Here is a 15,190-nt window from a genome sequence, read left to right on the forward strand (position 1 = left end):
ATCGAACGGGCGTTCAATTCTTCCCGACCCACCCATGTTGGCTGCCGCACATGACAAATAAAGACGTGGGCGCCGACAAATGGTTTTCGAGGTGGCAAAAAGGGGGCCAAGCCCCCTTTTTGCTTACTGAGTCAACGCCAGGGGCGTCGATTACTCAGCTGCAGCCTGAGTTTCTTCAGCTGCGAATTCTACAGTACCGCCAGCAACGTTGTTGCGACCGCGGATAACTGCGTCAGCCATCGAACCCATGTACAGCTGGATAGCGCGAATGGCGTCATCGTTGCCTGGGATGATGTAGTCAACGCCTTCCGGGCTGCTGTTGGTATCGACAACGCCGATGACCGGGATGCCCAGCTTGTTGGCTTCGGTGATCGCGATGCGCTCGTGGTCAACGTCGATCACGAACAGTGCGTCTGGCAGACCGCCCATGTCCTTGATGCCGCCCAGCGAACGATCCAGCTTCTCAAGATCACGGGAGCGCATCAGCGCTTCTTTCTTGGTCAGCTTGGCGAAAGTACCGTCTTCGGCTTGAACTTCAAGGTCACGCAGACGCTTGATGGAAGCACGAATGGTTTTGAAGTTGGTCAGCATGCCGCCCAACCAGCGGTGATCGACGTACGGCGAGCCGCAACGTGCTGCTTCTTCAGCAACGATCTTGCCAGCGGAACGCTTGGTGCCGACGAACAGAATCTTGTTTTTGCCCTGGGCCAGACGCTCTACGAAAGTCAGAGCTTCGTTGAACATTGGCAGGGTTTTTTCAAGGTTGATGATGTGAATCTTGTTACGCGCGCCGAAAATGTACTTGCCCATTTTCGGATTCCAGTAACGGGTTTGGTGACCGAAGTGCACACCGGCCTTCAGCATATCGCGCATGTTGACTTGGGACATGATAGTTCCTTGATAAGTCGGGTTTGGCCTCCACGTATCCCAATGACCAACCAGAGGCATAAAGCCCAAGGCACCCAGGTCATCGTGTCGACACGTGTGTGGATTTAAGCTTTTCGGGGCATCCCCGGAAAGCGGCGCATTTTATACCACAGGGTGCGCAGAAACGGAACCCGGAATCTGTATTCGCACCAGGGACACGGGCGCAGCCCCCTTGGAATCGGCTCGATGGGCACCATTGTATAGACACAAGCCAGACATGGAGGCGCGGATTTGCGCCTCTCGTCTGGTAGAATCGCGTTTTTCAGGGTCGCAAAATGTACGCTTGCCACCCAATTCGTATCCGTAAGCGCCGCCGAGCGCAGAGAGAGCCTGTATGACCGTCAACCTCAAAACCCCCGAGGACATCGCTGGCATGCGTGTCGCCGGCAAACTGGCCGCCGATGTGCTGGAAATGATTGCCGAACATGTCAAACCGGGCGTGACCACTGATCAGCTCAACCAGATCTGCCACGACTACATCGTCAACGTGCAGCAGGCCATCCCTGCCCCGCTCAACTACAAGGGCTACCCGAAGTCGATCTGCACTTCGATCAACCATGTGGTCTGCCACGGCATTCCGAACGACAAACCGCTGAAAAACGGCGACACCCTGAACATCGACGTCACGGTGATCAAAGACGGCTACCACGGCGATACCAGCCGCATGTTCCACGTCGGCGAGGTACCGGTCTGGGCCGAGCGCCTGTCGCAGGTCACCCAGGAATGCATGTACAAGGCCATCGAGATCGTCAAACCCGGCTGCCGCCTCGGCGACATCGGCGAAGTCATCCAGAAGCACGCGGAAAAGAACGGTTTCTCGGTGGTGCGCGAGTTCTGCGGTCACGGCATCGGCAAGGTCTTCCACGAAGAACCGCAGATTCTGCACTACGGGCGCGCCGGCACCGGTATGGAACTGAAGGCCGGCATGACCTTCACCATCGAGCCGATGATCAACCAGGGCAAGGCCGACACCAAGGTTCTCGGCGACGGCTGGACCGCGATCACCAAGGACCGCAAGCTCTCGGCCCAGTGGGAACACACCCTGCTGGTCACCGACACCGGCTACGAGATTTTCACTTTGCGCAGCGATGACACCATCCCGCGTATCTCGGCCTGACACCCAGAACGCTCCCAGCCTATAGAAGGAAAGCCAATCGATGCCGCAGGTGGATCCCGAACTCTTCGACCGCGGCCAGTTCCAGGCTGAACTGGCCCTCAAAGCGAGTCCTATCGCGGCGTTCAAGAAGGCGATCCGCCAGGCCCGCGAGGTCCTCGACACGCGTTTTCGCAATGGCCGCGACATCCGCCGGCTGATCGAGGACCGCGCCTGGTTTGTCGACAATATCCTGCAAAAGGCCTGGGAGCAGTTCAACTGGAGCGAAGACGCCGACATCGCTCTGGTGGCGGTGGGCGGCTACGGTCGCGGCGAACTGCACCCCTACTCTGATATCGATCTGCTGATTCTGCTCGACAGTGCCGACCACGAAGTTTTCCGCGATTCCATCGAGCGTTTTCTGACGCTGCTGTGGGACATCGGTCTGGAGGTCGGCCAGAGCGTGCGCTCGGTCGACGAATGCGCAGAAGAGGCCCGCGCCGACCTGACTGTGGTCACCAACCTGATGGAAAGCCGCACCATCTGCGGCCCCGAGCGTCTGCGCCAGCGCATGCTCGACGTCACCAGCACCGCGCACATGTGGCCGGCCAAGGAGTTCTTCCTGGCCAAGCGTGCGGAACAGAAAGCACGTCACCACAAATACAACGACACCGAATACAACCTCGAACCGAACGTCAAAGGTTCGCCCGGCGGCCTGCGCGATATTCAGACCATTTTGTGGGTGGCCCGGCGTCAGTACGGCACCCTGAACCTGCGCGCCCTCGCTGGCGAAGGCTTTCTGGTCGAAAGCGAAAACGCCCTGCTCGCCTCCTCCCAGGAATTCCTCTGGAAAGTGCGCTACGCCCTGCACATGCTCGCCGGCCGCTCGGAAGACCGCTTGCTGTTCGATCATCAACGCACCATTGCCGGCCTGCTCGGCTTTGAAGGAGACGACGCCAAACAGGCGGTCGAAAACTTCATGCAGCAGTATTTCCGCACGGTGATGAGCATCGCCCAGTTAAGCGACTTGATCATCCAGCACTTCGAGGAAGTCATCCTCGCTCCGGAAGACGAGGCGCCGCCGCAACCGATCAATTCACGCTTCCAGCTGCATGACGGTTACATCGAAGCGCGCAATGACAATGTGTTCCGCCGCACGCCGTTCGCCATGCTGGAAATTTTCGTGCTGATGGCCCAACAGCCGGAAATCAAAGGCGTGCGCGCCGACACCATTCGTCTGCTGCGCGAACATCGGCACCTGATCGATGACAACTTCCGCAACGATATCCGCAACACCAGCCTGTTCATCGAGCTGTTCAAGTGCAAGATCGGCATCCACCGCAATCTGCGGCGGATGAACCGTTACGGCATTCTCGGCCGTTATCTGCCGGAGTTCGGTTTTATCGTCGGGCAGATGCAGCACGACCTCTTCCACATCTATACGGTCGATGCGCACACGCTGAATCTGATCAAGCACCTGCGCAAACTGCAGTACACCCAGGTCTCGGAGAAATTTCCGCTGGCCGCCAAGCTCATGGCCAAGCTGCCCAAACCTGAGCTGATCTACATGGCCGGTCTGTATCACGACATCGGCAAGGGCCGGCATGGCGATCACTCGGAGATCGGCGCGGTCGATGCCGAGGCGTTCTGCCAGCGTCACCAGTTGCCGGTGTGGGACAGCCGCCTGATCGTCTGGCTGGTGCAGAACCACCTGGTGATGTCCACCACTGCGCAGCGCAAGGATCTGTCCGACCCGCAGGTGATCCACGATTTCGCTCAAGCGGTCGGCGACGAAACACGCCTCGACTATCTCTATGTGCTGACCGTGGCCGACATCAACGCGACCAATCCGACGCTGTGGAATTCATGGCGCGCCAGCCTGTTGCGCCAGCTCTACACCGAAACCAAACGGGCCCTGCGCCGCGGTCTGGAAAACCCGGTGGATCGCGAAGAACAGATTCGCCAGACGCAAAGCGCGGCGCTGGACATTCTGGTGCGCGGCGGCACCGACCCGGATGACGTCGAGCAACTGTGGGCGCAATTGGGCGATGACTATTTCCTGCGCCACACCGCCGGCGATGTAGCCTGGCACAGCGATGCGATCCTGCAGCAACCGGTGGATGGCGGGCCGCTGGTGCTGATCAAGGAAACCACCCAGCGCGAGTTTGAAGGCGGCACGCAGATCTTCATTTATGCACCGGACCAGCACGATTTCTTCGCCGTGACCGTGGCGGCGATGGACCAGCTCAACCTGAACATTCACGACGCCCGGGTCATCACCTCGAGCAGCCAGTTCACTCTCGACACCTACATCGTGCTCGACAACGAAGGCGAATCGATCGGCGACAACCCCGCGCGGATCAAGCAGATCCGCGAAGGCCTGACCGAAGCGCTGCGCAACCCGGACGACTACCCAACGATCATCCAGCGCCGTGTGCCGCGCCAGCTCAAACACTTCGCCTTCGCCCCGCAAGTAACGATCCACAACGACGCCCAGCGTCCGGTGACCGTGCTGGAACTGACGGCGCCTGACCGGCCGGGCCTGCTGGCGCGGGTCGGGGGGATTTTCCTCGAGTTCGATCTGTCGCTGCAGAACGCCAAGATTGCGACCCTGGGCGAGCGCGTGGAAGACGTGTTCTTCATCACCGACGCGCATAACCAGCCGCTGTCCGATCCGCTGCTGTGCAGCCGTTTGCAGGATGCGATCGTCGAACAGCTGAGCGTCAATCAGGAACCGGATATCAAACTTTCGCGGATCAGTATCTGAATCACCCGTTTATCCGTGTGAATGCAGCCCATGCTTTCCTCCGGTACATTCAATCCCCTGTGGCGAGGGGCTTTATCCCCGTTCGGCTGCGAAGCAGTCGTAAAACCTGTGTAAGCGGACATTCAGTTGAACCGCAGTGGATGGTTTTTGGGGCCGCTGCGCAGCCCAACGGGGATAAATCCCCTCGCCACAGAAAGCTCTTGAGCATTTAAAAGAGGCCCCCATGAACAACGCTCTGAACCAGCTCCAGCCGTACCCGTTCGAAAAGCTCCGCGCCCTGCTCGGCAGCGTTACGCCGAACCCGGACAAACGCCCGATCGCCCTGTCGATCGGCGAGCCGAAACACCGTTCGCCGAGTTTTGTCGCCGAAGCGCTGGCGAACAATCTGGATCAGATGGCGGTGTACCCGACCACCCTCGGCATCCCGGCCCTGCGCGAAGCCATCGCCGGCTGGTGCGAGCGTCGTTTTGGCGTGCCGAACGGCTGGATCGATCCGGCGCGCAATGTGCTGCCGGTCAACGGCACCCGTGAAGCGCTGTTCGCCTTTACCCAGACCGTGGTCAACCGTGGCGACGATGCGCTGGTGGTCAGCCCGAACCCGTTCTATCAGATCTACGAAGGCGCGGCGTTCCTCGCCGGGGCCAAGCCGCATTACCTGCCGTGCCTGGATGAAAACGGCTTCAACCCGGACTTCGACGCAGTAGAGCCAGACATCTGGCAGCGCTGCCAGATCCTGTTCCTGTGCTCGCCGGGCAACCCGACCGGCGCGCTGATTCCGGTTGAGACCCTGAAGAAGCTGATCGCCTTGGCTGATCAGTACGACTTCGTCATTGCCGCCGACGAGTGCTACAGCGAACTGTACTTCGACGAACAGACTCCGCCGCCGGGCCTGCTCAGCGCCTGCGTCGAACTGGGCCGCAATGACTTCAAGCGCTGCGTGGTCTTCCACAGTCTGTCCAAGCGCTCCAACCTGCCGGGCCTGCGTTCAGGCTTCGTTGCCGGTGATGCCGACATCCTCAAAGGCTTCTTGCTCTATCGCACTTACCACGGCTGTGCGATGCCAGTGCAGACTCAACTGGCCAGCGTTGCCGCGTGGAATGACGAAGTGCATGTGCGCGCCAACCGCGCGCTGTATCGCGAGAAGTTCGATGCGGTGCTGAACATCCTCAACCCGGTGCTGGACGTACAGCGCCCGGATGGCAGCTTCTACCTGTGGCCGAATGTGCAGGGCGATGATGCGGCGTTCTGCCGTGATCTGTTCGAGCAGGAGCATGTGACCGTGGTGCCGGGCTCGTACCTGTCTCGCGATGTCGATGGCGTCAATCCTGGCGCCGGCCGTGTGCGTATGGCACTGGTTGCGCCGCTGGCGGAATGCGTCGAAGCCGCCGAACGGATTCGCGACTTCATCACCCGCCAGAAGTGATCGCGGAGCGCTTGCGGCAGTCCCCTGCTGCAAGCGCTCAAGCGGTTATTTGACCTGCCCCAGATTGGCCTCGCTCAAATCCAGTTCCCCCAGCACTTCTCGCAACACGTCATCACCGATCTGGTGCTGACGACTGAGGCTGTAGAGTTCCAGACGCTGCGCGCGCAGCGCTTTCAAGCGCAAACGCCGTTCAAGCAGATCCATCTGGAATGCCAGCGCCTGAGCCTCGGCGGAATCATTGAACACATCAAGTTGATGGCGATATTCGGACATGATCCGCGCCTTGAGCTCCGCTGCCAGCGCCGCTTGAGCGGCATCCTGTGGGCCCACTTCTTCGCTTTCCAGCGAGTGAATCGCCGCTTCGGCAGTCTTGCGCCAAGCGTCGCGCACTTCCTGGCGACGCTTGTCGTCAGGACTTTTGTCGATGCCGCGCAGCAGCAAGGGCAGCGCGATACAGGCCGAGACCAGCGACAGCAGAATCACCCCGGCTGCAATGAAGATCAATAAATCGCGTTCAGGAAAAGCCTCGGCGCCGATCAGCATCGGCACCGACATCACCCCTGCCAGCGTCACCGCCCCGCGCACACCGCCCACCGTCAGCAACCAGCATGAACGCGCCGTCGGCACTTGCGTCAGCTCACCCTTGCCGCGCAGTCGGCGCAGCAACACCGACAAGCGCCAGATGCTTTGCACCCAGATGAAGCGCAGCAGCACCAGCGCGACGAAGATCGCCAACACATCGAGGCAGCGATAGAACAGCGTCGGCCACAGCGTCGGCTCATGGCTGACCACCGCCTTGATGATGTCTGGCAATTGCAGGCCAAGCAGCAGGAAGATCAAGCCATTGAACGCAAATTCGAGCAGCGCCCAAACGCTGCGATTAAGCAATCGCGTGCTGGTCTGGCGTGGCAACAGATCGAGCCAGCTCTGCATCATCCCCGCTGCCACAGCGGAAAGAATCCCTGAAGCGCCCAAACGTTCGGCCAGTACATAAGCGGCGAACGGCAGCAGCAACATGAACACCACATGCGTGGCCGGATCGTCCCAGCCACGGGCGATCATCCACGCGCGCAGGCGCCCGACCAGCCAGCTCAACGCTACACCCACAGCCAGGCCACCGAGCGCCACCGCGACGAAGGTCAGACTGGCATTGGTCAACGAAAACACGCCCGTGACCGCTGCAGCGAGGGCGAACTTGAAGGTCACCAGGCCTGAGGCGTCATTCATCAGCGCCTCGCCCTGAAGGATGTGCATCAGCGGCGTCGGGAGACGGTTCTGCGAAATCGCTGAAACCGCCACGGCGTCCGTCGGTGACAAAACCGCGGCAAGGGCAAAGGCCACTGGCAGCGGAATCGTTGGCAATAGCCAATGAATGAAATAACCGGCACCGACCACGGTAAACAGAACAAGGCCGACGGCCAGGGTCAGGATCGGTCCGCGCAATTGCCAGAAGGCGCGTTTAGGCATGCGCCAGCCATCGGAAAACAGCAGCGGCGGCAGGAACAGAAACAGGAACAATTCGGGATCGAGGGCGACGTGCAGGCCAAGCGTCGGCCAGGCGAGCAAGGCACCGGCGGCGATTTGCACCAGCGGCAACGGCAGCGGGATGACCCGCCCGACCAGTCGCGAGACGCTGACCAGCATCAGCAGGATGAGGACGGTGTAAGCAGTTTGCATAAAACCAGAATCTCAGGCGATCGACAGCGTTGAACTGCCATATTAGCGCCTTAGGCTGTGGCTGACCGTTGCACATACGTCGCAGCCCTCGCTTTTGTAGGAGCTGCGGAACGCTGCGATCTTTTGATCTTTGAAAACAAGATCAAAAGATCACAGCCTCGTTTCACTCGTCAGCTCCTACAGGGGTTTTGCATTGCCAAATCGACCTGAGGCGCCGCGAAACCGTCCGGTCATGGCATAATCCGTCACCATTTTTTTCCAGCACCTGTAAAGGGGGCGATTCCTTGGCCGTTTCAAGTAAAACGTTGCACCTTTTCGGCATCAAAGCCTGCGACACCATGAAAAAGGCGCGCACCTGGCTCGATGAACACGCTGTCAGTTATGACTTTCACGATTACAAGACCGCCGGCATTGACCGTGAGCACCTGACCCAATGGTGCGACGAGCACGGCTGGCAAACTGTGTTGAACCGCGCCGGCACGACCTTTCGCAAACTCGACGACGAACGCAAAGCCGATCTCGACCAGGCGAAAGCCATCGAACTGATGCTCGCACAGCCCTCGATGATCAAGCGCCCGGTGCTCGATCTCGGTGACCGAACCCTGATTGGCTTCAAGCCAGATATCTACGCGGCCGCTCTGAAGTAAGCAGCCCGTCACTCTTTGTAGAGGTATTCACATGTCCAATTCCCTGTTCAGCATCGCCTTTGGTGTCGGCACCCAGAACCGTCAAGGCGCATGGCTGGAAGTGTTCTACGCACAGCCACTGCTCAATCCTTCGGCCGAACTGGTCGCGGCTGTTGCGCCGATCCTCGGTTACACCGAAGGCAACCAGGCCATCACCTTCACCACCGCCCAGGCTGCGCAACTGGCTGAAGCCGTGAAAGGCATCGACGCCGTGCAAGGCAAGCTGCTGACCCGCCTGGCCGAAAGCCACAAGCCGCTGGTCGCCACGCTGCTGGCCGAAGACGCGCAACTGACCTCCACGCCTGAGGCCTACCTCAAGCTGCATCTGCTCTCGCACCGTCTGGTCAAGCCGCACGGCGTGAGCCTGGCCGGTATCTTCCCGCTGCTGCCGAACGTGGCGTGGACCAGCCAGGGCGCGATCGACCTGAGCGAACTGGCAGAAATGCAACTCGAAGCACGCCTGCGCGGCGAGCTGCTGGAAGTGTTCTCGGTGGACAAGTTCCCGAAAATGACCGACTACGTGGTACCGGCCGGCGTGCGTATCGCTGATGCTGCACGTCTGCGTCTGGGCGCTTATGTCGGTGAAGGCACCACCGTCATGCACGAAGGTTTCATCAACTTCAACGCCGGCACCGAAGGCCCGGGCATGATCGAAGGCCGCGTTTCCGCTGGCGTATTCGTCGGCAAGGGTTCGGACCTGGGCGGCGGTTGCTCGACCATGGGCACCCTGTCGGGCGGCGGCAACATCGTGATCAAGGTCGGCGAAGGCTGCCTGATCGGCGCCAACGCCGGTATCGGCATTCCGTTGGGCGACCGCAACACTGTGGAGTCGGGCCTGTACGTGACCGCTGGCACCAAGGTTGCGCTGCTCGACGAAAACAACAATCTGGTCAAGGTTGTGAAGGCGCGTGAGCTGGCCGGTCAGACTGATCTGCTGTTCCGTCGCAATTCGGAAACCGGTGCTGTGGAATGCAAGACCCACAAATCGGCGATCGAACTGAACGAAGCGCTGCACGCTCACAACTAAGCGCTGTAGGCCTGTGGGAGCGAGTCTGCTCGCGAAGCTTTTGGCGTCCTCAAGGACGCTTTCGCGTGCAGGCTCGCTCCCGCAAGGTTTGGCGTACATCCCGCCCAATTTCACAGGGCTGAACTCATGATGATCCCCTCCCCTTGGCGCGCCGATTTCCCGGCCATCGCCGCGCTGCAACGGCAAGACCAGACCTATCTGGACAGCGCCGCCACCACGCAAAAACCCCAGGCCCTGCTCGACGCACTGACGCATTACTACGCCAACGGCGCGGCCAATGTGCATCGTGCGCAACACCTGCCCGGTGCCCACGCGACGCAAGCGTTCGAAGACAGTCGGCGCAAGGTTGGCCAATGGCTGAATGCCGGTGACAGCGGGCAAATCATCTTCACCCACGGCGCCACCAGCGCGCTGAATCTACTGGCTTATGGTCTGGAGCCTCTGTTTCAGCCGGGCGATGAGATTGTCATCAGCGCCCTGGAGCATCACGCCAACCTACTGCCGTGGCAGCAACTGGCGCAACGCCGCCAGCTGAAACTGGTGATCCTGCCGCTGGATGCCGACGGCCTGATCGACCTCGGCGCTGCCGTACACCTGATCGGCCCGCGCACGCGTTTGTTGGCGGTCAGCCAGTTGTCCAATGTGCTCGGCGCCTGGCAGCCACTGACCGCTTTGCTGGGCATGGCCAAGGCGCAGAACGCGCTGACCGTGGTCGATGGTGCGCAAGGTGTGGTGCACGGTCGGCATGATGTACAGGCGCTGGGTTGCGACTTCTATGTATTTTCCAGCCACAAACTCTACGGCCCCGATGGCCTCGGCGTGCTGTTCGGGCGCAACGCTGCGCTGGAGCAATTGCAGCATTGGCAATTCGGCGGCGAGATGGTGCTCGACGCCAACTATCAGGATTCGCGCTTCCGCCCGGCGCCGTTGGGGTTCGAGGCGGGCACACCGCCGATCGCCAGTGTCATCGGCCTCGGAGCGACCCTCGACTACTTGGCCGGTTTGGATCAGGACGCCGTATCTGCCCACGAAGCGGCGCTGCACGACTACCTGTTGCGCGGCCTCGCCGCCCGCAATGGCATTCGCCTGCTCGGCAAGCCGCAACTGGCGCTGGCCAGTTTTGTCGTCGAAGGCGTGCACAACGCTGATCTGGCGCATCTGCTTACCGAACAAGGCATCGCCGTGCGTGCGGGGCATCACTGCGCCATGCCGCTGATGAAAAGCTTCGAACTGGCCGGCGCGATCCGCGTGTCGCTGGCGCTGTATAACGATTCGGAAGATCTGGAGCGCTTTTTCGAGGCGCTGGACCAGGCCCTGGAGATGTTGCGATGAGCCTGCCGGTGGAAGCGGCCGAAGCGCTGCAGACGTTTCAGACTGCGGCGGGCTGGGAACAGCGGGCGCGGCTGCTGATGCAGTTCGGCGATCGCTTGCCGGCGCTGGATGACGCGCAAAAGTGCGAGGCCAACCGGGTGCATGGCTGTGAGAGTCAGGTGTGGCTGGTCGGTGAGTTGCGCGACGGACACTGGCAGTTCAAGGCAAGCAGCGATGCGCGGATGATTCGCGGGTTGGTGGCGTTGCTGCTGTTGCGGGTTAACGGCTTGTCGGCGGCAGAGTTGCAGCAGGTGGATTTGCCGGAGTGGTTCAATCAGCTGGGACTGTCGCGGCAGTTGTCGCCTTCGCGCAGTAATGGCCTGAATGCCGTGCTTCAGCGGATGAATGAGTTGGCTCGCTGACTGATCGTTCCCACGCTCTGCGTGGGAATGCCTCAACGGACGCTCCGCGTTCGGCTCTGGATGGGACGCGGAGCGTCCCGGGCTGCATTACCACGCGGAGCGTGGGAACGATCAAAGACCCAGCATCAAATCTGAGGTTTGACCCGGTCCGCCGGGCGCCGAACACCAGCGACAATCTTGTCCACAGCCTTGGTCGCCGCGACCATGCCAAATGTCGCGGTAACCATCATCACCGCGCCAAACCCGCCGGCGCAGTCGAGCTTCACGCCATCGCCGACAAAACTCTTCTGCAAACAAATGCTGCCGTCCGGTTTCGGGTAGCGCAGCTGTTCGGTGGAAAACACACACGGCACGCTGTAGTGACGGGTCACGGTGCGGGAAAAGCCGTAGTCCCGGCGCAAGGTCGAACGGACTTTCGAAGCCAGCGGATCGTTGAATGTGCGGTTCAGATCGCAGACCTGAATCAGCGTCGGATCGATCTGCCCGCCCGCGCCGCCGGTGGTGATGATCTGGATCTTGCGGCGTTTGCACCAAGCGATCAGCGCCGCTTTGGCATTGACCGCATCGATGCAGTCGATCACACAGTCGATGTCCGGCGTAATGTATTCAGCCATTGTGTCGCGGGTGACGAAATCGGCCACGGCGTGCACCGTGCAATCAGGATTGATCCCGCCCAGACGCTCGGCCATCACCTCGACCTTGGGTTTGCCGACGGTGCTGTCCAGCGCATGCAACTGGCGGTTGGCATTGCTGACGCAGACGTCGTCGAGGTCGAACAGCGATATCTCGCCAACCCCGCAACGGGCGATGGCTTCCGCCGCCCAGGAACCGACGCCACCAACGCCGACGATCGCCACATGGGCGGCGCGCAAGCGTTCCAGGCCCTCGATGCCATACAAACGGGCGATGCCTGCAAACCGCGGATCTTCTGTACTCATGACCATTACCCCAAAAACCGGCGCGCATTATAGGGCTACGCAGCGACAAGTTTTAAGCTGCAAGCGACAAGTGTAAGAACTTAAGTCAGAGACGGCTGCCCAATGTCAGGCATTTTCCCGTCAGTTGTACGACTGGTTAACCGCCGGTGTAGGATGCGCGCCCCTCGGGCGTCTATCCGACCGATCCTTCGTTCCACAGCCTTTGGAACCCGAAACAGCTATGTCATCGCGTAAATTTGGACTCAACCTGGTGGTGGTGCTGGCCATCGCTGCCTTGTTCACTGGTTTCTGGGCGCTGGTCAATCGCCCGGTCACGGCGCCGAACTGGCCGCAGCAAATCTCCGGCTTCTCGTATTCGCCATTCCAGCAGGGGCAATTCCCACAGAAGGATCAGTATCCGTCTGATGATGAAATGCGCCGTGACCTGGAAATCATGAGCAAGCTGACCGACAACATCCGTATCTATTCGGTCGACGGCTCGCTTGGAGACATCCCGAAACTGGCGGAGGAATTCGGCCTGCGCGTCACCCTCGGCATCTGGATCAGCCCGGACCAGGAACGCAACGAACGGGAAATCACCAAAGCCATCGAGCTGGCCAACACCTCCAGAAGCGTCGTGCGCGTGGTGGTCGGCAACGAGGCGCTGTTTCGTGAAGAAATCACCCCGGAAGCCCTGATCGTTCTGCTGGATCGGGTGCGCGCTGCGGTCAAAGTACCGGTGACCACTTCCGAGCAATGGCACATCTGGGAGAAATACCCGCAACTGGCCAGGCACGTTGACCTGATCGCCGCCCACGTCTTGCCCTATTGGGAATTCATTCCGGTGGACAAGGCCGGCCAGTTCGTCTTCGACCGTGCCCGCGATCTGAAAAAACTCTTTCCGAAAAAACCGCTGCTGCTCTCCGAGGTCGGCTGGCCGAGCAATGGTCGCATGCGCGGTGGCGCCGATGCCTCGCCGGCAGATCAGGCAATTTATCTGCGCACGCTGGTCAACAAGCTCAATCGCCAAGGCTTCAACTACTTCGTGATCGAAGCGTTCGACCAGCCGTGGAAGGCCAGCGATGAAGGTTCGGTCGGCGCCTACTGGGGCGTGTTCAACGCCGCGCGCCAGCAGAAATTCAATTTCGAAGGCCCGGTGGTGGCGATTCCGCAATGGCGCGTGCTGGCCATCGGCTCGGTGGTGCTGGCGCTGCTGTCGCTGACCCTGCTGATGATCGACGGCTCGGCGCTGCGCCAGCGCGGTCGCACGTTCCTGACGTTTATCGCGTTCCTCTGCGGTTCGGTGCTGGTATACATCGGTTACGACTACAGCCAGCAATACAGCACGTGGTTCAGCCTCACGGTCGGATTCCTCCTGGCGCTCGGTGCGCTCGGGGTATTCATCGTCTTGCTCACCGAGGCCCATGAACTGGCCGAAGCGGTGTGGATTCACAAGCGCCGCCGGGAATTCCTGCCGGTGCTGGGCGATTCCGACTACCGGCCGAAAGTGTCGATCCACGTGCCCTGCTACAACGAGCCGCCAGAGATGGTCAAACAGACCCTCGATGCCTTGGCCGCGCTCGATTATCCAGACTTCGAAGTCCTGATCATCGACAACAACACCAAGGATCCGGCGGTGTGGGAACCGGTGCGCGATTACTGCGCAACCCTCGGCCCGCGCTTCAAGTTCTTCCACGTTTCGCCGCTGGCCGGTTTCAAGGGCGGCGCACTGAACTACCTGATTCCGCATACCGCCAAGGACGCCGAAGTGATCGCGGTGATCGACTCCGATTACTGCGTGCACCCGAACTGGCTCAAGCACATGGTGCCGCACTTCGCCGACCCGAAAATCGCCGTGGTGCAGTCGCCGCAGGATTATCGCGACCAGAACGAAAGCACCTTCAAGAAGCTCTGCTACGCCGAATACAAGGGCTTCTTCCACATCGGCATGGTCACCCGCAACGACCGTGACGCGATCATTCAGCACGGCACCATGACCATGACCCGCCGTTCCGTGCTGGAGGAATTGGGCTGGGCTGACTGGTGCATCTGTGAAGACGCCGAACTCGGTTTGCGCGTGTTCGAGAAAGGCCTGTCGGCGGCGTATTACCACGACAGCTACGGCAAGGGGCTGATGCCGGATACTTTCATCGACTTCAAGAAACAGCGTTTCCGTTGGGCCTATGGCGCGATCCAGATCATCAAGCGCCACACCCGCAGCCTGCTGCGCGGCAAGGACACCGAACTGACCCGTGGCCAGCGTTATCACTTCCTCGCCGGCTGGCTGCCGTGGGTCGCCGATGGCATGAACATCTTCTTCACCGTTGGCGCGCTGTTGTGGTCGGCGGCGATGATCATCGTGCCGCAACGGGTCGATCCGCCGTTGCTGATTTTCGCGATCCCGCCACTGGCGCTTTTCGTGTTCAAGGTCGGCAAGATCATCTTCCTTTATCGCCGCGCCGTCGGCGTGAATCTGAAAGATGCGTTCTGCGCGGCACTGGCCGGGCTGGCGTTGTCGCACACCATCGCCAAAGCGGTGCTGTACGGTTTCTTCACCAGCAGCATTCCGTTCTTCCGCACGCCGAAAAACGCTGACAACCACGGTTTCTGGGTGGCGATCAGCGAGGCTCGCGAGGAGCTGTTCATCATGCTGTTGCTGTGGGGCGCGGCGCTGGGGATCTTCCTGGTGCAGGGCATTCCGAGCAATGACATGCGCTTCTGGGTAACCATGTTGCTGGTGCAGTCGCTGCCGTATCTGGCGGCGCTGATCATGGCGTTCCTGTCGTCGCTGCCCAAACCTGCGGCCAAGGCTGAGCCGGCACCGGTCGTCTAAATCCGCAACGCAGCACTAAACGGCGGCCAATGGTCGCCGTTTTGCTTTAAGATAACCGCCATTTTGCGGGCGCGCTCCTATCCCTGTGGGAGCGAGCTTGCGCGCGA

General features: G+C 60.5%; 11 protein-coding genes. 8 read left to right on the forward strand and 3 right to left on the reverse strand.

Going from position 1 to position 15,190, the window contains the following annotated elements; genetic code table 11:
* Positions 1-150: 150 nt before the first annotated feature.
* Entirely contained in the window at positions 151-888 is a 738-nt protein-coding gene (gene rpsB / locus F8N49_RS06890) for a 30S ribosomal protein S2 (protein ID WP_003222119.1), read from the reverse strand.
* 373 nt (positions 889-1,261) lie between these two features.
* On the opposite strand from rpsB, the gene map reads away from it, so the two are divergent.
* The 3 genes from map to dapC all read left to right on the forward strand — a co-directional run bounded on the left by map (position 1,262) and on the right by dapC (position 6,210).
* Entirely contained in the window at positions 1,262-2,044 is a 783-nt protein-coding gene (gene map / locus F8N49_RS06895) for a type I methionyl aminopeptidase (protein ID WP_024011828.1), read from the forward strand.
* A 40-nt stretch (positions 2,045-2,084) separates the two neighbouring features.
* Positions 2,085-4,787, forward strand: a complete 2,703-nt coding sequence (locus F8N49_RS06900) for a [protein-PII] uridylyltransferase (RefSeq protein ID WP_016771478.1) — start codon at positions 2,085-2,087, stop codon at positions 4,785-4,787.
* A gap of 223 nt (positions 4,788-5,010) precedes the next feature.
* On the forward strand, positions 5,011-6,210 hold the full coding sequence (dapC, locus tag F8N49_RS06905) for a succinyldiaminopimelate transaminase (protein ID WP_151551048.1): 1,200 nt from the start codon (positions 5,011-5,013) through the stop codon (positions 6,208-6,210).
* 45 nt (positions 6,211-6,255) lie between these two features.
* Here the strand turns inward: dapC and F8N49_RS06910 are convergent, their stop codons facing one another.
* The gene (locus F8N49_RS06910; RefSeq protein ID WP_151551049.1) at positions 6,256-7,887 is read right to left on the reverse strand and encodes a Na+/H+ antiporter; all 1,632 of its coding nucleotides are present in this window, start codon (positions 7,885-7,887) and stop codon (positions 6,256-6,258) included.
* 284 nt (positions 7,888-8,171) lie between these two features.
* Here F8N49_RS06910 and F8N49_RS06915 point away from each other — a divergent pair, with 284 nt between their 5' ends.
* The 4 genes from F8N49_RS06915 (at position 8,172) to F8N49_RS06930 (ending at position 11,333) form a co-directional block, all read left to right on the forward strand.
* Complete coding sequence (locus F8N49_RS06915) at positions 8,172-8,534, forward strand: ArsC family reductase (protein WP_038860603.1); 363 nt, start codon at positions 8,172-8,174, stop codon at positions 8,532-8,534.
* Positions 8,535-8,565: 31 nt separating this feature from the next.
* On the forward strand, positions 8,566-9,600 hold the full coding sequence (dapD, locus tag F8N49_RS06920) for a 2,3,4,5-tetrahydropyridine-2,6-dicarboxylate N-succinyltransferase (RefSeq protein WP_041478134.1): 1,035 nt from the start codon (positions 8,566-8,568) through the stop codon (positions 9,598-9,600).
* A 126-nt stretch (positions 9,601-9,726) separates the two neighbouring features.
* Positions 9,727-10,932, forward strand: coding sequence for an aminotransferase class V-fold PLP-dependent enzyme (locus F8N49_RS06925; protein WP_122610705.1), 1,206 nt, complete (start codon positions 9,727-9,729; stop codon positions 10,930-10,932).
* Complete coding sequence (locus tag F8N49_RS06930; RefSeq protein ID WP_151551050.1) at positions 10,929-11,333, forward strand: SufE family protein; 405 nt, start codon at positions 10,929-10,931, stop codon at positions 11,331-11,333. Before F8N49_RS06925 ends, F8N49_RS06930 begins: the two co-directional genes overlap by 4 nt.
* 125 nt (positions 11,334-11,458) lie before the next feature.
* On the opposite strand, the gene tcdA is transcribed toward F8N49_RS06930, so the two are convergent.
* Positions 11,459-12,271 carry a tRNA cyclic N6-threonylcarbamoyladenosine(37) synthase TcdA gene (gene tcdA / locus F8N49_RS06935; RefSeq protein WP_372241008.1) on the reverse strand — a complete coding sequence of 271 codons (813 nt, stop codon included), beginning with the start codon at positions 12,269-12,271 and terminating at the stop codon, positions 11,459-11,461.
* Between the two features lie 220 nt (positions 12,272-12,491).
* On the opposite strand from tcdA, the gene F8N49_RS06940 reads away from it, so the two are divergent.
* Positions 12,492-15,083, forward strand: coding sequence for a glycosyltransferase (locus tag F8N49_RS06940; RefSeq protein WP_073476079.1), 2,592 nt, complete (start codon positions 12,492-12,494; stop codon positions 15,081-15,083).
* Positions 15,084-15,190: the final 107 nt, after the last annotated feature.

The organism is Pseudomonas sp. GXM4 (assembly GCF_008923895.1).
In the GTDB taxonomy this organism is placed as follows: Bacteria; Pseudomonadota; Gammaproteobacteria; order Pseudomonadales; family Pseudomonadaceae; genus Aquipseudomonas; species Aquipseudomonas atacamensis.